This window comes from Amycolatopsis magusensis (assembly GCF_017875555.1).
Lineage (GTDB): Bacteria > Actinomycetota > Actinomycetes > Mycobacteriales > Pseudonocardiaceae > Amycolatopsis > Amycolatopsis magusensis.
Genome location: NZ_JAGGMS010000001.1, coordinates 5,312,212 through 5,329,757 on the forward strand (window position 1 = coordinate 5,312,212; position 17,546 = coordinate 5,329,757).

Annotated in this window: 18 protein-coding genes; 14 read left to right on the top strand and 4 right to left on the bottom strand. The window is 72.2% G+C overall.

The window, feature by feature from the left end; translation table 11 throughout:
- The first annotated feature begins 178 nt into the window (after window positions 1–178).
- Window positions 179–1,537 carry a Pup--protein ligase gene (gene pafA, locus JOM49_RS23790; RefSeq protein WP_209666453.1) on the top strand — a complete coding sequence of 453 codons (1,359 nt, stop codon included), beginning with the start codon at window positions 179–181 and terminating at the stop codon, window positions 1,535–1,537.
- 200 nt (window positions 1,538–1,737) lie between these two features.
- Here pafA and JOM49_RS23795 read toward each other — a convergent pair whose 3' ends face one another.
- The gene (locus JOM49_RS23795) at window positions 1,738–2,154 is read right to left on the bottom strand and encodes a DUF6069 family protein (protein ID WP_209666454.1); all 417 of its coding nucleotides are present in this window, start codon (window positions 2,152–2,154) and stop codon (window positions 1,738–1,740) included.
- Between the two features lie 153 nt (window positions 2,155–2,307).
- On the opposite strand from JOM49_RS23795, the gene JOM49_RS23800 reads away from it, so the two are divergent.
- Complete coding sequence (locus tag JOM49_RS23800) at window positions 2,308–3,357, top strand: WD40/YVTN/BNR-like repeat-containing protein (protein ID WP_245369447.1); 1,050 nt, start codon at window positions 2,308–2,310, stop codon at window positions 3,355–3,357.
- Between the two features lie 9 nt (window positions 3,358–3,366).
- Here the strand turns inward: JOM49_RS23800 and JOM49_RS23805 are convergent, their stop codons facing one another.
- A complete protein-coding gene (locus JOM49_RS23805; RefSeq protein ID WP_308158847.1) occupies window positions 3,367–3,951 on the bottom strand; it encodes a TetR/AcrR family transcriptional regulator in 585 nt (194 codons plus the stop codon).
- On the opposite strand from JOM49_RS23805, the gene JOM49_RS23810 reads away from it, so the two are divergent.
- The 7 genes from JOM49_RS23810 (at window position 3,923) to JOM49_RS23840 (ending at window position 9,304) form a co-directional block, all read left to right on the top strand.
- Complete coding sequence (locus JOM49_RS23810; RefSeq protein WP_245369448.1) at window positions 3,923–4,741, top strand: SDR family NAD(P)-dependent oxidoreductase; 819 nt, start codon at window positions 3,923–3,925, stop codon at window positions 4,739–4,741. The genes JOM49_RS23805 and JOM49_RS23810 overlap by 29 nt on opposite strands.
- Window positions 4,742–4,813: 72 nt before the next feature.
- Window positions 4,814–5,797: a helix-turn-helix transcriptional regulator gene (locus tag JOM49_RS23815; RefSeq protein WP_209666457.1), complete on the top strand. Its 984-nt coding sequence runs from the start codon at window positions 4,814–4,816 to the stop codon at window positions 5,795–5,797.
- A 20-nt stretch (window positions 5,798–5,817) separates the two neighbouring features.
- Window positions 5,818–6,768, top strand: coding sequence for a helix-turn-helix transcriptional regulator (locus tag JOM49_RS23820; protein WP_209671525.1), 951 nt, complete (start codon window positions 5,818–5,820; stop codon window positions 6,766–6,768).
- A gap of 28 nt (window positions 6,769–6,796) precedes the next feature.
- Complete coding sequence (locus JOM49_RS23825) at window positions 6,797–7,012, top strand: bacteriophage holin (protein ID WP_245370817.1); 216 nt, start codon at window positions 6,797–6,799, stop codon at window positions 7,010–7,012.
- Between the two features lie 11 nt (window positions 7,013–7,023).
- Window positions 7,024–7,350: a Sec-independent protein translocase subunit TatA gene (tatA, locus tag JOM49_RS23830; protein ID WP_209666459.1), complete on the top strand. Its 327-nt coding sequence runs from the start codon at window positions 7,024–7,026 to the stop codon at window positions 7,348–7,350.
- Window positions 7,351–7,454: 104 nt separating this feature from the next.
- Window positions 7,455–8,423: a twin-arginine translocase subunit TatC gene (gene tatC, locus JOM49_RS23835; RefSeq protein WP_282768378.1), complete on the top strand. Its 969-nt coding sequence runs from the start codon at window positions 7,455–7,457 to the stop codon at window positions 8,421–8,423.
- On the top strand, window positions 8,423–9,304 hold the full coding sequence (locus JOM49_RS23840; RefSeq protein ID WP_209666460.1) for a diacylglycerol/lipid kinase family protein: 882 nt from the start codon (window positions 8,423–8,425) through the stop codon (window positions 9,302–9,304). The genes tatC and JOM49_RS23840 overlap by 1 nt, the downstream gene beginning before the upstream one ends.
- On the opposite strand, the gene JOM49_RS23845 is transcribed toward JOM49_RS23840, so the two are convergent.
- Window positions 9,292–9,891, bottom strand: coding sequence for a hypothetical protein (locus tag JOM49_RS23845; protein ID WP_209666461.1), 600 nt, complete (start codon window positions 9,889–9,891; stop codon window positions 9,292–9,294). The genes JOM49_RS23840 and JOM49_RS23845 overlap by 13 nt on opposite strands.
- An 81-nt stretch (window positions 9,892–9,972) precedes the next feature.
- Here JOM49_RS23845 and JOM49_RS23850 point away from each other — a divergent pair, with 81 nt between their 5' ends.
- From JOM49_RS23850 to JOM49_RS23870, 5 genes are all read left to right on the top strand, one after another.
- Window positions 9,973–12,735: a DEAD/DEAH box helicase gene (locus JOM49_RS23850; RefSeq protein ID WP_209666462.1), complete on the top strand. Its 2,763-nt coding sequence runs from the start codon at window positions 9,973–9,975 to the stop codon at window positions 12,733–12,735.
- A gap of 100 nt (window positions 12,736–12,835) precedes the next feature.
- The gene (locus JOM49_RS23855) at window positions 12,836–13,606 is read left to right on the top strand and encodes a DUF4333 domain-containing protein (protein WP_209666463.1); all 771 of its coding nucleotides are present in this window, start codon (window positions 12,836–12,838) and stop codon (window positions 13,604–13,606) included.
- Between the two features lie 42 nt (window positions 13,607–13,648).
- Complete coding sequence (locus JOM49_RS23860) at window positions 13,649–14,857, top strand: GNAT family N-acetyltransferase (RefSeq protein WP_209666464.1); 1,209 nt, start codon at window positions 13,649–13,651, stop codon at window positions 14,855–14,857.
- Window positions 14,858–14,927: 70 nt separating this feature from the next.
- The gene (locus tag JOM49_RS23865; protein ID WP_209666465.1) at window positions 14,928–15,278 is read left to right on the top strand and encodes a DUF4333 domain-containing protein; all 351 of its coding nucleotides are present in this window, start codon (window positions 14,928–14,930) and stop codon (window positions 15,276–15,278) included.
- A gap of 9 nt (window positions 15,279–15,287) precedes the next feature.
- Window positions 15,288–16,508, top strand: coding sequence for a GNAT family N-acetyltransferase (locus JOM49_RS23870; protein WP_209666466.1), 1,221 nt, complete (start codon window positions 15,288–15,290; stop codon window positions 16,506–16,508).
- Here JOM49_RS23870 and JOM49_RS23875 read toward each other — a convergent pair.
- On the bottom strand, window positions 16,499–17,446 hold the full coding sequence (locus JOM49_RS23875; RefSeq protein WP_209666467.1) for a 5'-3' exonuclease: 948 nt from the start codon (window positions 17,444–17,446) through the stop codon (window positions 16,499–16,501). The genes JOM49_RS23870 and JOM49_RS23875 overlap by 10 nt on opposite strands.
- Window positions 17,447–17,546 lie beyond the last annotated feature (100 nt).

Below are 17,546 nucleotides of genomic sequence, written 5' to 3' on the forward strand. Positions count from 1 at the left end.
CGCGATCGGCGGGGGACCTGGGGAGCGCGGCGCTGCGGCGGACGAGGGCGCGATCTGTCTCGCCGACCTGGCTCAGCGGGCGCTTGATGTGCCTGAACACGTGGTGCAACGTAACCGACGCAACGCCGACGCCCGAACGGCGCACCGACTTGGGGGTACTTGCGCATACTCTGGTGGCATGCAGCGGCGGATCTTTGGGATCGAGACAGAGTTCGGGGTGACCTGCACCTTCCACGGGCAGCGCAGGTTGTCGCCGGACGAGGTGGCCAGGTACCTGTTCCGGCGGGTGGTTTCCTGGGGACGTTCGTCCAACGTGTTCCTGTCGAACGGCTCTCGCCTCTACCTCGACGTCGGATCCCACCCGGAGTACGCGACGGCCGAATGCGACGACCTCACGCAGCTCGTCACGCACGACAAGGCGGGGGAGCGCATCCTCGAGGACCTGCTTGTCGACGCCGAGCGCAGGCTGGGTGACGAGGGCATCGGCGGCGACATCTTCCTGTTCAAGAACAACACCGACTCGGCGGGCAACTCCTACGGCTGTCACGAGAACTACCTGGTCACGCGAGCCGGTGAGTTCTCCAGGATCGCCGACGTGCTGCTGCCGTTCCTGGTCACCCGGCAGCTGATCTGCGGGGCCGGCAAGGTGCTGCAGACCCCGCGCGGCGCGGTGTACTGCCTGTCCCAGCGCGCCGAGCACATCTGGGAAGGTGTGTCGAGCGCCACAACGCGGTCGCGGCCGATCATCAACACCCGCGACGAGCCGCACGCGGACGCCGAGCGCTACCGCAGGCTCCACGTCATCGTCGGCGACTCGAACATGGCCGAGCCGACCACCCTGCTCAAGGTGGGCGCGGCGAACCTGGTGCTGGAGATGATCGAGCAGGGCGTGCAGTTCCGGGACTTCACCCTGGACAACCCGATCCGGGCGATCCGCGAAATCAGCCACGACCTGACCGGGCGGCGCCAGGTGCGCCTGGCCGGCGGCCGCGAGGCCTCCGCGCTGGAGATCCAGCGCGAGTACTACGCGCGGGCGGCGCAGCACGTGAAGACCAACGGCTCCGGCGCCACCGCCGAGCGCGTGATCGAGCTGTGGGGCCGCGCGCTGGACGCGGTCGAGACGCAGGACTTTTCGAAGATCGACACCGAGATCGACTGGGCGATCAAGCACCGGCTGGTGGAGCGGTACCGCGCCAAGCACGACCTGGACCTGTCCAGCCCGCGCATCGCGCAACTGGACCTGGCCTACCACGACATCCGGCGCGGGCGCGGCATCTTCGACCTGTTGCAGCGCAAGGGCCTGGTGCGCCGGGTGACCGACGACGGCGAGATCGAGGTGGCCAAGGACACCCCGCCGCAGACCACCCGCGCGAAGCTGCGCGGTGACTTCATCGCCGCCGCGCAGGCCGCGCAGCGGGACTTCACCGTGGACTGGGTGCACCTGAAGCTGAACGACCAGGCGCAGCGGACCGTGCTGTGCAAGGACCCGTTCCGCTCGGTCGACGAACGCGTGGAGCGCCTGATCAGCTCCCTGTGAACCAGTGAATGCTATGAGTGGGGCATTACTTGCAATGAACGCAAGTAATGCCCCACTCATAGCATTGGACCGCTCCACTGGGGGCTGGGCGCACGATGAGCGGGGCCGTGCTCGCCGGGCAGAGCGAGCAGGGCCCCGCTCATCGCATTCGGCGCGCGGCCGGGCGGGCGCGGGATGGGCGTGACCCGGCCGTGCGCTGGTCAGGCGGGCACGCCGCGCCGGAACGCCGGGATGACGATGGCGCCGACCACGACGTGCAGCAGGCCGAGGGTGATGCGGGCGTCCACCGGCCCGGCCGCGAGCAGCGGGCTGGCCAGCGACAACACCATCACCGCGACCGCGATGAAGGTCCAGACGCGGCCCTTGCCACGGCGTTCGAGCAGGGCGAGCAGGCCCCAGCCGACCAGGGACACCGCGACCGTGGCGATCACGATGGCCACCAGGTCCACGGTCTGCGGGGCGGTGCCGCCGATGCTGGTCACGGTGAGGTCGACGCCGAGCACCGGCACCGCCAGCGTCCAGATCAGCGATGCGGCGACCGCGGCCGCGGCGATGCCGCCGACGCGGGTGAGCGCCTTGGACCCGCTGTGGGTCTTCGGCTCGGTGCGTGTGGTCATCACGGCCTCCTGAAGGTCTGGCGCGCAGGTAACGCCGTCAACGGTGTCCTCGAACGATAGGGGCGCGGCGGAGGGCAGCACTTCAACTGTTTGGTTGATGCCCCTCGCTTTGCGTGATCCGCCGGGATCTGGTAATTACCTACCGCCGATGCGATGGGGGTTGCCGAAATGCGCAAGATCCGCCTGACCGTGCTCGCCGCCCTGCTCCTGGCCTCGACCGGGGCGCCGGTGGCGGTGGCCGACGCGCTGCCGAGCTGGCAGCCGACCCCGACCGGTGTCACCGCCCAGCTGCGCGGGCTCGACGCGGTCAGCGCGCGGGTGGCGTGGGCCAGCGGCAGCAAGGGAACCGTCCTGCGCACGGCCGACGGTGGCGCGTCGTGGCAGCAGGTCGCGCCCCCGGGCACGGCCGCGCTCGACTTCCGCGACATCGAGGCCTTCGACGACCGGCGTGCGGTGGTGATGTCGGCGGGCACCGGCACGGCCGCGAAGATCTACCGCACCGACGACGGCGGCGCGAGTTGGCGACTGTCCTTCGAGAACACCGACGAACGCGCCTTCTACGACTGCATCTCGTTCTTCGACCACCACCGGGGCCTGGCGATGAGCGATCCGGTGGACGGCCGGTTCCGCATCCTGTCCACTGAGGACGGTGGGCGGAACTGGGCGGAGGTGCCGCCGGAGGGGCTCCCGCCCGCGCTCCCCGGGGAAGCCGGGTTCGCCGCGAGTGGACAGTGCCTGACCACCGAAGGCCCGAGGGACGCGTGGTTCGGCAGCGGCGGCGGCGCCACCGCGAGGGTGTTCCACTCGCGCGACGCCGGTCGCACGTGGACGGTCACCGACACACCGCTGTTCAGCAGCCCGTCCGCCGGGGTGTTCGCGCTGGGTTTCCGCGACCGGCTGCGTGGCCTGGCGATCGGCGGCGACTACGCCAACGAGGCCGAGCCGGTGCCCGCGCTCGCGCTGACCCGCGACGGCGGCCGCAGCTGGGAGCGCCCGCCCGCGCCGCCGGTGGGGTACCGCTCCGGCGTGGCCTGGCGGCACCACACCGTGCTGGCCGTCGGCCCGACCGGCAGCGACGTCAGCTTCGACGGCGGCGCGCACTGGACTTCATTCGACTCCGGCAGCTTCGACAGCGTCGACTGCACCGCCCGCGGCGCGTGCTGGGCCTCGGGCGCGGCAGGCCGGATCGCCAAGCTGGCCTAGCCGCCTGACCTAGCCGCGTTCGAGCAACGCGGCGATCACCTTTTCGAGGTGTGGTTCCAGGTCTTCCGGGGTGGCGCCGGTGATCGCCGGAGTGCCGATCACCGAGCGCAGCACGCCGATGCCGAGCATCCACGCGCTGAACAACTCGGCGCGCAGATCGCCGTCCGGTCCGCCGCCGGTGAGCTCGGCCAGCGCGCGCACGTAGGTCTCGCAGACCTCTTCGCGCAGCCGTTCCCGGGTCTCGGCGTGCCCGGAGGACCGCAGCATGGCGATCAGGGGGTGCTCCCCGGCGTGGCTCGGCCAGTCCTGGAAGGCGATCGAGCCGAGCAGCCGCGCCGGCAGTTCCTCCCGTGGCCCGCCGAACAGTTCGGCTGCCGGTTCCGGCACCGCCGTGGCTTCGTCGAACAGCTTCTTCTTGGACCCGAAGTAGCGGAACACCAGCGCCGGGTCCACGGCGGCGTCCCCGGCGACGTCGCGCACGCTGGTGCCGTCGAACCCGTCGCGGGCGAAGCGGAGCCGGGCGGCGTCGAGCAGGCGGGCCCGGGTGGCCGCGCGGTCGCGCTTGATGCGGGAACTGGTTGTTTCGGGCGGCACCACGGGCATGGGAGCCGCCCTGGCGCGGCACTACCTCGACCGCGGTGCCCGGGTCACGGTGATCGGGCGGAACCCGGTCCGCGGCCGGGAATTCCTCGACCACGCCGAGCGGATCGGCGCGGCCGGGAGGGCGGCGTTCATCCCGGCGGACCTGACCTCGGTCGCGGAGAACCGGCGGGTCGTCGCGGAAGTGGCGGCCCGGCACGAGTTCCTCGACGGGCTCATCCTCACCGCGATGCGCACGTTCCCCCGGCGGGTGGAGACCGCGGACGGCTTCGAAGGGCACTTCTCGCTCTACTACACCAGCCGGTACCTGCTCAGCCGCGGCCTGACCGGGCTGCTGGAACGAGGGGAGTCGCCGATGATCGTCAGCGTCGGCGGGGTCGGCACCCGGAAGGGGAAGATCCACTGGGACGACCTGGCGCTGCGGGAGAACTACGGCCTGCTGCGCGCCATGCTGCAGGCGGGGGGCGCCTCGGAGTTGCAGGCGGTGGCCTACGTGGCCGACCACCCCGAGGGGCGCACGAAGTACCTGCTGTTCCACCCTGGCTACACCGACAGCGGGTACGTGGACCTGCCGCAGCCGAAGCGGGCGCTGATGAAGGCGATGGCGAAGCTGTTCGCGCAACCGGTGGCCGAGGCGATCGCGCCGATCACCGAGCTGATCGGCGCACCGCCGCCCGGGCGCCTGCTCGCCTACGACCGGCGCGAGGCGCTCGGCACCGATCTGCCGACGCCGGCCGCCGGCCGCGCCCGGCGCCTCGGCGAGGCCACCGCGGCGCTCCGCTAGCGCCCGGGACGCGCGGACGCGCGACGGGCGGACCTCGGCAACGGGGGACCGGCGGCGGGCTACTGTGTCCGGGTGTCCACCGCCCGCGCCGAGCGCCTGGTGAATCTGGTGCTCGCCCTGCTCGCCACCCGGCAGTACCTGACCGCCGACCGGATCCGCGGCATCGTGCCCGGTTACGCCGATGCCGCGACCGAAGACGCCTTCTTCCGGATGTTCGAGCGGGACAAGACCGAGCTCCGGGAACTGGGCATCCCGCTGGAAACCGGGCGCAACTCCGGGTTCGACCCGATCGAGGGCTACCGGATCGCCCGCCGCGACTACGAACTCGGCGAGATCGACCTGGCCCCGGACGAGGCCGCCGCGGTGGCGCTCGCGGTGCGCCTGTGGGATTCGCCGGAGCTGACCGGGCAGGCGCAGGCCGCGCTGGTGAAACTGCGGGCCGCCGGGGTCGAGGTGGACCAGAACGCGCAGCAGGTGGTCGAGCCGCGGGTGCGCACCGAACCGGCCTTCTCCCCGCTGCTGGCCGCGGTCCAGGCCGGGCAGCCGGTGCGGTTCGAGTACCGCCGCAGCGACTCGCCGGAGCGGCTGGTCCGCACGGTCGAGCCGTGGGGCGTGATCTCGTGGAAGGCACGCTGGTACGTGGTCGGCCACGACCGCGACCGCCGGGCCACCCGGTGCTTCCGGCTGTCCAGGATCAGCGGGGACGTGCGGGCCTTCGGCAAGCCGGGCGAGGTCCGCCGCCCGGAGAACGTGAACCTGCTCGAGTACGTCGCCGGCGCGGTCGAACCCGAGCCGAGCCCGACCACCCCGGCGCTGCTGTGGGTGGCCGACCAGCGCGCGGCCGGGGTGCGGCGCCGGGCCAAGCCGGTGGACCGGCTGAGCGTGGACGGCGTCGAGGGCGACGTGATGGAGATCGAGCTGTACTACCCGGAAAGCGCCGCGGACTGGATCGCCGGGCACGCGCCGGACGTGCTGGTCCTCGAACCGGACGTGCTGGCCAAGGCGGTCCGCGGCAGGCTCGAGGCGATCGCGCACGGCATCGGGGCGGACCGGTGAGCCGGGGGTCCACCGAGCGCATGCCGCGGCTGCTGGCACTGGTCCCGTACCTGCTGGCCCGCCCGGGCATCGAGATCGACGAGGCCGCGCGCGACTTCGGCGTGCACCCGCGCCAGCTGCGCAAGGACCTCGAACTGCTGTGGATGTGCGGGCTGCCCGGCTACGGCCCCGGCGACCTGATCGACCTGTCCTTCGAAGGCGAGACGGTCACCGTCACCTTCGACGCCGGCATGCGCCGCCCGCTGCGCCTGACCGGCGCCGAGGCCACCTCCATGCTGGTCGCCCTGCGTGCGCTGGCGGAGACGCCCGGGGTGGTCGACAGCGACGCGGTCAACCGCGCGATCGCCAAGATCGAGGCCGCCGCGGGGGAGGCAAGGCCGTCCGGCGTGGTGGTCGGCACGGGCGTGCGAGAAGCGGAGAACACCGCCCGCGCCCGCCGCACGGTCAGCGAGGCGCTCAAGGCCCGCAAGGCGCTGCGGCTGCGCTACTACACCGCGTCGAAGGACGAGATCACCGAACGCACGGTCGACCCGATGCGCCTGCTGATCGTGCAGAGCTTCGGCTACCTGGAGGCGTGGTGCCGCCGCGCCGAGGGCGTGCGGTTGTTCCGGCTCGACCGCATCGACGGCGCCGAGGTGCTCGACGAGCGCGCCGCGCCGCCGCCGGACGCCCGGCCCACCGACCTTTCGCACGGCGTGTTCGCCGAGCGGCCCGGCCAGGGCGAGGCCGACCTGGTGCTCGAACGCGACCTGCGCTGGGTGGCCGAGTACTACCCGTGCGAGGAGCTGGCCGAGCTGGACGGCGGCAGGCTGCGGGTGCGGATGCGCTACGGCGACGAGTCCTGGATGGTGCGCCTGGTGCTCGGCCTCGGCGGCCGGGTCCAGGTGGAACGGCCGGCGGAACTCGCGTCGGCTGTTCGCCGCCGGGCGCTCGACGGACTGGCCAGGGCACGTCACCTGCCGGCCACCTGATTCCAGTACGGTTGTCCTCGTGTCCTACATGCTGAGCGCCGCGCTCGTGGTCATCGGGCTCGTCCTGCTCGCGGTACTGGCGATTCGCCTGCGCCGAGGCTTGCGCGGGCTCCGGCGCACCACCAGCATGGTGACTACGGCTGCCGGTGACCGTGCGGGGTTGCTGCGGGCGCGGTCCGCCGCGCTCGGAGTCGCCGTGGCACGAAGGCGTGGCCCGCGTAAGATCCACACGATAGAGCGATAGGGAGGCCAGAGATGAACGCTCTGCAGCCGTGGCACCTGATCATCCTGGTTCTGGTCGTCGTCCTGCTGTTCGGGGCCAAGCGCCTGCCGGACGCGGCGCGGTCGATCGGCAAGTCGATGAAGATCTTCAAGGCCGAGACCAAGGACCTCAAGGACAAGGACGCGCCGGAGACGCCCGCCGAGGAGGCCGGCGCGACCGCCGCCGAGACCAAGGCGCTGCCGCAGACCCCGGCGGGCACCGACAAGCAGGTCGCCGACCTGCAGCGGCAGCTCGACGAGCTGAAGAAGCAGCAGCCGGCCACCACCCCTTCGGACCACACGCCGAAGAACGCGGGCTGAGCCAGCCCCGCGCGCGTGGCACCGGCGGAAGCCGCCGCTGGCGGTGCCACGCCGGTGCCGTCCCGCACCCCCAGTCCCTGTAGCGCAGAAGAACGGACCCCGTAGTGGCGGACGAGGGCACCAGCCGCAAGAGCAAGCGGCGCAGGAGGAGCCGTCGGTACAACCCCGACGGCACGATGACGCTCATCGAGCACATCTACGAGTTCCGCAGGCGGCTCGGGTACGCGCTGCTGGCCATCCTCGCCGGTGGTGTCTTCGGCTTCATCTGGTTCGCGGTGAAGCTCGGGCCCATCCCGTCGCTCGGTGACATCATCACCGGCCCGTACTGCGCCCTGCCCGACGACCTGCGGGTCGAGTTCGACGGCCGCGGCTGCACGCTGCTGCAGACCCAGCCCTTCGAAGCCTTCATGATCCAGTTGAAGGTGGGCATCGTGGCCGGCATGGTGCTGGTCGCGCCGCTGTGGCTCTACCAGTTCTGGGCGTTCATCGCGCCGGGCCTGTACTCGAAGGAACGCAAGTACGCGATGACCTTCGTGGGCTTCGCGAGCCTGCTGTTCGCGGCCGGTGCCTACCTCGCCTTCTTCCTCATCCCCGGCGCGCTGGCCCTGCTCGTCGGCTTCGGTGGGGACGAGTTCGCCACCGCGCTGGCCGGTGACAAGTACATCTCCTTCGTGCTGTCGCTGCTGATCATCTTCGGCGTCAGCTTCGAGCTGCCGCTGCTGATCGTGATGCTCAACCAGGTGGGCGTGCTCAAGTACGCCCAGCTGAAGAAGTGGCGCCGGGGCATCATCTTCGCGTTGTTCGTCTTCGCCGCCTTCGCCACGCCGGGCAACGACCCGTTCTCCATGCTCGCGCTGGCCGGGGCGCTGACCCTGCTCAGCGAGGTGGCCATCCAGGTTTCGCGGTTCCACGACCGCAGGCTGGACAAGAAGCGCGGGACCGAGGGCTGGGACCAGCTCGACGACGACGAGGCCGCGCCCTTCGAGTACACGCCGAGCAGCATCGACGAGCCGGAGCCGGTGCCCGCCGAGCGGACCAAGCGCGGCAGGTCGAAGACCGACGACATCACCTAGTGGGCGGGCACGCGGCGCTGGCCGTGCACCCGGCCTCCGGGCACGGTGCGGCCGCGCGGATCGCCGGCCGGGTCGCGGAGCGCCTGCGCACCGCGGTGGACCGGCTGGACCTGCTGGTGGCGAACACGGTGGCGGAGTCGCGGGCGCTGATGCACTCGTCGGCGGCCGCCGGGCTGGACCTGCTCGTGGTGCTCGGCGGGGACGGTGCCGCCCACCAGGGCGTGCAGTTCTGCGCCGAGCGTGATGTCCGGCTCGGCCTGGTCCCGGCGGGTACCGGCAACGACTTCGCCCGTGCGCTCGGCGTGCCGGAGGACCCACTGGCCGCCACCGACGCGGTGCTCTCCGGCGTGGAACAGCGGATCGACCTCGGCCGGGTGGGGGACACCTGGTTCGGCACGGTGCTCTGCGCGGGGTTCGACGCGCTGGTCAGCGAGCGGGCGAACCGGTTGCGCTGGCCGAGCGGACCCCGCCGGTACGACCTGGCGATCGTCAGCGAGCTGGCCGCGTTCCGGCCCCGGCCGCTGCGGGTGCGCACCGAGGACACCACGCTGGAGCTCGAAGCGACCATGGTGGCCGTCGGCAACACCGGCTACTACGGCGGCGGCATCCCGATCTGCCCCGGTGCCCGGCCCGACGACGGCCTGTTCGACGTGACCGTGGTCGGCCGGGCGAGCCGCACGGAACTGGTGCGGATGCTGCCGCGGCTGCGCGCGGGACGGCACCTGGACCACCCGGCCGTGCAGACGCTGCGGGCCCGTGAAGTGGTGCTCGAGGGGGCGGACTGGCCCGCCTACGCCGACGGTGAGCCGCAGGGCCGCCTGCCGATGGCGGTGCGCTGCGTGCCCGGCGCGCTGCGCCTGGCCGGGGCTCAGGTCCGGTAGTCGCCGATCTGCCACAGGTGGGCCCGGAACGCCGGCAGCGGGATGACCTGGGCGTTCTCCGGGAAGAAGACGACCCCGCAGCGGTGGCAGAACCAGGCGCGGGACCACACGTCCAGCACCCGCTGCGAGCCCTGCCGCATCTCGGCGTTCGCGCGGCCGCGGTGGGAGTACTGCAGGAAGCCGAGCACCGCCATGCCGATGCCCAGCGCGGGCCAGATCCAGGTCCAGAACAGGCCGATCAGGCTGATGTTGGCGTCGGTCAGCGTCAGCGACAGCGCGATGATCAGCGCGAACCCGGAGAAGATCGTGCTGAGGATGCCGAGCACCAGGTGCCCGCTGGTGCTGCGGAGCGGCGGGTTCGGGTTCAGCGCGGCGGAGACCGCGCTGGTCGCGACGCCGTGGTAGGGCGTGGCGTAGCCGGTGTCACCGGTCATCGCCGGGCCGACGCCCCGGTAGGACAGCCGCCCGCCGTGGTGGACCGCGGGCACGTGCTGGACCTGGTCCACCTCGCGGCACTGCGGGCAGGCGAGCGGTGACGGCGTGGCTTCCCCGGTGTCCATCGCGGCGGCCCCTCTCGAAGCGATCATGGGGGTGAGATGCCGCGGGGGCCCGCTCGGTTCCCGGCCTGCCGAATGCGCGCGGACCGGGAGGTGTGAAACGCTGAGATCGTGTCCGACAGCTCCGCTCTCTCGCCTGCCGAAGCCTACGGGCAGGCCAGGCGCCGCTCCCGGTACCGCCAGCTGACCCGGTTCGCGGCCGAATCCGCCTTCGTCTTCGACGAGTTCCAGATCCGCGGCTGCGAAGCGCTGGAGGACGGGCACGGGGTGCTGGTCTGCGCGCCGACCGGCGCCGGCAAGACGGTGGTCGGCGAGTTCGCCGTGCACCTGGCGCTGGCCGAGGGCCGCAAGTGCTTCTACACCACGCCGATCAAGGCGCTGTCGAACCAGAAGTACGCCGACCTGGTGGCCCGCTACGGCAACGACGCGGTCGGCCTGCTCACCGGCGACACCGCGATCAACGGCAGCGCGCAGATCGTGGTGATGACCACCGAGGTCCTGCGCAACATGCTCTACGCCGGGTCCTCGACGATCAACGAGCTGGCCTACGTGGTGATGGACGAGGTGCACTACCTCGCCGACCGGTTCCGCGGCGCGGTCTGGGAAGAGGTCATCCTGCACCTGCCCGAGCACGTGCGCGTGGTCGGGCTGTCGGCGACGGTGAGCAACGCCGAGGAGTTCGGCGAGTGGCTGGTCGCGGTGCGCGGGGACACCACGGTGGTGGTCGACGAGCACCGCCCGGTGCCGTTGTGGCAGCACATGCTGGTCGGCGGCCGGTTGCTGGACCTGTTCGCCGGGGACAGCGGCCGTGACATCGAGCTGCAGATGAACCCGACGCTGCTGCGCCGGGTCGAAGAGGTCGGTGCGCGGTTCGCGACGCCTTACGCGCTGCGGAACGCGCGCGGCCGCCGTGGCGCGCCGCCGCGTGGGCCGCGATTCCGGCCGCCCTCGCGGGTCGAGGTCGTCGAACAGCTCGACGGCGCCGGGCTGCTGCCCGCCATCGTGTTCATCTTCTCGCGCGCGGGTTGTGAGGCCGCGGTCGCGCAGTGCGCCCGGTCCGGCCTGCGGCTCAACACCCCCGAAGAGGCCGCCGAGGTCCGCCGCGTCATCGCCAGCCGCACCGGCGACCTGCCCGAGGGCGACCTGGGCGTGCTCGGCTTCTGGGAGTGGCGTGAGGCGCTGGAGCAGGGCATCGCCGCCCACCACGCGGGCATGCTCCCGGCGTTCAAGGAGACCGTCGAGGAACTGTTCGTCCGCGGCCTGGTCCGGGTCGTGTTCGCCACCGAGACCCTCGCACTGGGCATCAACATGCCCGCGCGCACGGTGGTGCTGGAGAAACTGGTCAAGTACAACGGCGAGGCGCACGTCGACCTGACCCCCGGCGAGTACACCCAGCTGACCGGGCGGGCCGGTCGCCGCGGCATCGACGTCGAGGGCCACGCCGTGGTGGTGTGGCAGCCGGGGGTGGACCCGAAGCAGGTCGCCGGGCTCGCCTCCACCCGGACCTACCCGCTGCGGTCGTCCTTCCGGCCCGGCTACAACATGGCGATCAACCTGGTCGCGCAGCTCGGTGCCGAGGAGGCGCGCACGCTGCTGGAGCAGTCGTTCGCGCAGTTCCAGGCGGACCGGTCGGTGGTCGGCACGGCCCGCCGGATCGACAAGAACACCGAGGCGCTCAAGGGTTACCGCGAGGCGATCACCGGCGACTTCGACGAGATGCTGTCCTATGTGGAGCTCCGGAAGAAGATCTCCGACCGGGAGAAGGCGCTGGTCCGGCAGAACACCTCGGCCCGGCGCGCGCAGACCACCGAGTCGCTGGAGAAGCTGCGCAAGGGTGACGTGATCGCGGTACCGCAGGGCCGTCGCGCCGGGCTCGCCGTGGTGGTCGACCCGGGGCTCGACCCGCTGCGCGAACCGCGGCCGGTGGTGGTCACCGAGGACCGCTGGTCCGGGCCGCTGTCGGTGGCCGACTTCCCGGCGCCGGTGGAAGCACTGGGCCGCATCCGGCTGCCCAAGCACGTCGAACTGCGCTCGCCGAAGACCCGCCGCGACATCGCCTCGACCCTGCGCAACGCCGGGATTTCCCTGCCGGGGCGTGGAAAGCGGCGCACCACGGCGAACGACGACGGTGAGCTGGCCGCCCTTCGCCGGGCGCTGCGCGCACACCCGAGCCACGGGCTGGCCGAGCGCGAGGCGAACCTGCGCTGGGTGGAGCGTTACCAGCGTCTCGCCGCCGAGAACGCCCAACTGGAGCGCAAGGTCGCGGCCACGACGCACTCGCTGGCCCGTGCCTTCGACCGGATCCTGCGGCTGCTCTCCGAGCGCGGCTACCTGCGGGACGACGCCGAGACGCCGGTGACCGAGCACGGCAAGCGGCTGGCCCGGCTCTACAGCGAGTCCGACCTGCTCGCCGCGGAGTGCATCCGCAACGACGTGTGGGCCGGGCTCAGCGCGCCGGAACTGGCCGCGGTGGTCTCCACGCTGGTCTTCGAGGCACGCCGCGATTCGGCGGGGGAGCCGCGGCTGCCCCAAGGCGCGGTGACCAAGGCCTGGCAGGAGACCGTGCGACTGTGGGCGGACCTGACCGAGGACGAGCGCAGGCACCGGCTCGACCGCACCCGCGAGCCGGACGCCGGGTTCGCCTGGCCGGTCTACCGCTGGGCGCGCGGGGAGTCGCTGGAGAAGGTGCTGACCTCGGCCGAAGCCAACGGGCAGGAGCTCTCCGCCGGGGACTTCGTGCGCTGGTCACGGCAGGTCATCGACATCCTCGACCAGATCCGCGACGTGCTGGGCCGCAGCGATCCGGTCGGCGCGACCGCCGCCGAGGCGGTCCGCGCGGTCCGCCGGGGCGTGGTCGCCGCGGGCGGGACGTGACCCCGGCCCGGTCGACGAGGCCATTCGTTACGTGAATTGCACCCCGGCCTGTGGTTGGATCGCCGGGGAGAAGCACACCGGACATCGCGGAGGCGAGAAGATGAGCACGCCGTACGGCGGCAACGACCCCCAGCAGTGGGCCCAGCAACCGGGCTATGGCGGGGGGACACCGCAGGGCACGCCATCGGGCGGGTTCCCCGCCCAGCCACCGCAGCCGGGCTACCCGCAGCAGGGCGGCTATCCGCCGCCGCAGCAGCCGGGGTACGAGCAGCAGGGCGGCTATCCGCAGCAGCAACCGGGCTACCCCCAGACCGGCCCGCAGCCGCAGTACGGGCAGCAGCCCGGCGGTTATCCGCAGCAGCAGCAACCCGCCTACGACCCGAACCAGCCGCAGCCGGGGTACGACCCGAACCAGCAGCAGTACGCCCAGCAGCAGCCGGGCTACCCGCAGACCGGGCCGCAGCCGCAGTACGGCCAGACCGGGCAGTACGACTTCACCCAGCAGCAGCCCGGCTATCCGGGGCAGCCCGGCCAGCCGCAGCAGGAGAGCAAGAAGTCCGGCAAGGCGCTGTGGATCGGGCTCGGCGCGGTGGTGGTGATCGCGCTGGTCGCGGTGGCGCTGCTGGTCTGGCCCGCGCCGTTCAACAAGAAGGTCTTCGACAACGTCGCCATGCAGGACGCGGTGCGCAAGGTCCTCACCGAGAACTACCAGGTGCAGGGCGTCGAAGGGGTCACCTGCCCGGAGAGCAAGGAAGTCAAGAACGGCACCGGGTTCGACTGCGAGGCCAAGATCGGCGGCGCCACCAAGACGGTGCCGATCAAGGTGGTCAACGAAGCCGACGGCACCTACGAAGTCGGCACCCCCAAGTAAATCGGGTGGCACTGGCCGGGTGGTGTCGGCGAGGATCGACGCATGAGTGACTTCACCCTGCGCGCCCTCGACGGGGACGAGGTGCGCGACGCCGCCCGGCTGTTCCTCGCGGGCCTGCACCTCGGCGCCCCGAAGGACGAAGAGTGGGATCGCACCGGCGCCCGGGCCTACCAGCCGGGCCGCACGCTCGGCGTGTTCGGCGCCGGTGACGACCGGCTGATCGGGACCGCGCGGTCGATGGACGCCGAGCTGACCGTGCCCGGCGGGCGGCGCCTGCCGTTCGCGTCGGTCACCGGGGTCGCGGTGCGGCAGGACCGCACGCGCCGCGGGGTGCTCACCGAGTTGATGCGCGCGCAGTTCGAGGACTTCGCGGCGCGGCAGGTGCCGGTCGCCGGGCTGTACGTCACCGAGGGCTCGATCTACGGCCGCTTCGGCTACGGCGTGAGCACGCTCGGCCACCAGTACAAAGTGGACACCCGCAGGGCGCGGCTGCGCCCGGATGTGCCGCGTGGCGGGGAAATCGAGCTGCTCGACCTCGAAGAAGCCGTCGAACGGCTACCCGGGCTCTACGCCTCGCTGCCCGCGCACGGGCCCGGTCACCTGACCCGGTCGCCGTGGTGGTGGGCCGGGCTCGAAGGCATGTTCCGCCGCAGCGACAAACCGTTCGTCACCCTGGTGCACCACGGTGCCACCGGCCCGGACGGGTTCGCCTGCTACTACGCCGATCGCATCTTCGACGCGGACAGCGTGCTCCACCTCGAAGCGTTGCACGCGGCGGACAGCACGGCGCTGGCCGGGCTCTGGCGCCACCTGCTCGGGGTCGACCTGATCGACGGGATCTCCACCTCGTACCGGCCCGCCGACGAAGCGGTACCGCTGATGTTCGAGGACCCGCGGACCGCGAAGGCCACCGGCTCGGCCGACGAGCTGTGGCTGCGCCTCGTGGACGTGCCCGCCGCGCTCGCCGCCCGCGCCTACGGCCGGGGTTCGCTCGTGCTGGAGGTGTCCGATGTGGTGCTGCCGGCGAACTCCGGGCGGTACCTGATCGACGACGGCGAGGTGACCCGGACCGAGCGTCCCGCCCAACTGCGGCTCGGCGTCTCGGAACTGGCGATGCTGTACCTCGGCACGTGGACGGCCCGCGCGCTCGCGGCAGCCGGGCGCGTCGAGGCGGTCGACGCGGCGGCCCCCGCGCTCGCGGACGACCTCTTCGGCACGCGCACCGCCCCCTGGTGCGGTACTTTCTTCTGACCTTGCCGATCCATGAAGCAGCGGGGGTGTCCGGGTGCGGTGCCGGCTTGTCGGATGGGGACTGGCGGCCGTGCTGGCGGGAACGTCGGCCGGTTGTGAGGCCGCCGATCCGCCGCCTGCGGCGCCGCCCACCGCCCCGGCCCTTCCACCCCCGGCCGTCACCACCACCTCGCCCACCCCGGTGAGCGCCGGCCCGCAGCCGAGGTTGTTCGACCACACCGCGGTGGCCGAGGGGGTGCGCCAGGTGCTCACCCAGAACTTCGGCGTCACCGAACTCGGCGCCGTGCTGTGCCCGCCGGGGCAACCGGTGCGTGCCGGGCACACCTTCGAGTGCCTGGCCCAGATCGGCGGGGAACAGCGGCCGGTGCCGATCACGGTCAAGACCGACGAAGGCGAATATGAGGTTGCGGCGCCCGGTTAACTGGGCGTCATGAACGACTTGGTATTCCGGCCCATCGCGGAAGGGGAGCGGCGGGCGGTACACCGCCTGCTGGCCGAGGCACTGCACGCGAGCCCGCCCGACGACAAGGGCTGGGAACTCGTCGGACCGTCCTTTCCGGCCGATCGCACCCTCGCCGCCTTCGACGGGGACGCCCCGGTCGGCATGGCCAGTTCGTTCGCCACCGCGATCGCCGTGCCCGGCGGGAAAACCCTGCCCGCGGCGGCGGTCGACGGGGTGGCCGTGCGGGCCGACCACACCCGCCGAGGGGTGGTCACCACGCTGCTTTCCGAGCAGTTGCGTGACTGCGTGCGCCGCGGTGACCTGATCGCCGCGCTGCACGCCAGCGAAGCCACCATCTACGGCCGGTTCGGTTACGGCGCCGCGACGACGGGCCAGAACCTGCGGATCATCACCTCACGCGCGGCCCTGCGGCCCGAAGTGCCGGTGACCGGCCGGGTCCGCCTGCTCGACCCGGCCGAGGCGGTCGGCCGCGTGCCCGAGCTGTACCGGCGAATCGGGCTGACCCGGCCGGGCATGATCCAGCGGCCGGAGCTGTGGTGGCCCGCCTACCACGACCGGCTGGTGCGCGACGGCGGTGGCGACCACCGCGTGGCCGTCCACATCGGACCCGACGGCGAGAACGGGTACGCCGTGTTCCGGACCACCGACCAGCGCACGCCGGACGACCCCGGCCGCGGCGCGCTGCTGGAGGTCCGGGACCTGCACGCCGCCGACCCGGGCGCGGCGGCCGGGTTGTGGCGCTTCCTGATCGGGCTGGACCTGGTCGCCGAGATCAGCGCGCCGATGCGGCCCGCCGACGAACCGCTGCGCGCGCTGGTCACCGACGCACGCGCGGTTCAGGTGACCGGGATGGAGGACCACATCTGGGTGCGTCTGCTCGACGCGGGCGCGGCACTGGCCGCCCGCACCTACCGGGAGGCGCCGGCCGTGGTGCTCGGCCTCGAAGACCGGTTGCTGCCGGAAAACACCGGTTCCTACCGGATCACCGCGGACGGCGCCACGCGCACCGGCGCGTCCGCCCAGTTGCGGGTGGACGCCGAGGTGCTGGCGATGCTGTACCTGGGGGAGTGGCGGGCGAGCACGCTGGCCGCGGCGGGCCGGATCACCGTCGTGGATCCGGCCGCGCTCGTGGACGCCGACGAACTCTTCCGCACCGACGTCCGCCCGTGGTGCGGGACCTACTTCTGACCGGCGGCGACCGGCAGTGCCTTGAGCAGCCGCTCGACCGAGGTCCCCAGGCCCCAGCGCTCCGCCAGTTCCGCCACGCGCGCGGGATCGGCGGGTTCCGCGGGAACCACGTCGGGGCGGGACATCTTCACCGGGGCGTCCGCGGCCACACGCACCACGGTGGGCGCGACGGCGAGGTAGTCGGCCGCCTCGGTCAGGCGGATGCGGGTCTTCAGCGGCAGGTTCTTGTCGGCGTTGCGCCCGGCCTCGACCAGCGCTTCGAGCGAGCCGTACTGGGTGATCAGCTTCGCGGCCGTCTTCTCGCCGATGCCCGGCACGCCCGGCAGCCCGTCCGAGGGGTCGCCGCGCAGCGCCGCCATGTCGGCGTAGGCCGCGCCCGCGTTCTCCACCGGCACGTTGTACTTCGCCGCCAGCGCCGCCGGGTCGAGGATCTCCTTCTTCATCCAGCCGCGGCCCACGTAGAGCACCGACGCCGGGGTCGGCTCGTCGCGCACCAGCTGGAACAGGTCGCGGTCACCGGTGATCACCTCGACCGGCGACTCGGTCTCGTGCACGGTCAGCGCGCCGATCACGTCGTCGGCCTCGTAACCAGCCGCCTCGGCGGTGGCCAGGCCGACGGCCTCCAGCAGTTCGAGGATGATCGGCACCTGCGGGCTGAGCGTGTCCGGCACCTCCTCGGCGTTGACCTCCGCGTCGGCCACCCGGTGCGTCTTGTACGTGGGCAGCAGGTCCACTCGGAACTGCGGCCGCCAGTCGGCGTCGAGGCAGGCGACCAGGCGCGAGGGCTTCCGCTCGGTGAGGATGCGCGCGACGGTGTCGGTGAACCCGCGCACGGCGTTCACCGGGGTGCCGTCCGGCGCGGTCATCGACTCGGGAACGCCGTAGAAGGCACGGAAGTAGAGGCTGGCGGAGTCCAGCAGGGCCAGGGGTGCGGTCACCCGTTACAGCCTGCCACGAAACCGGGCGGCCGGTTCTCCCGGATTGCGGGTTGATCGCAGAGAATGCTTTGCAAAGAGTTCTCTGCGTTCTACGCTGACG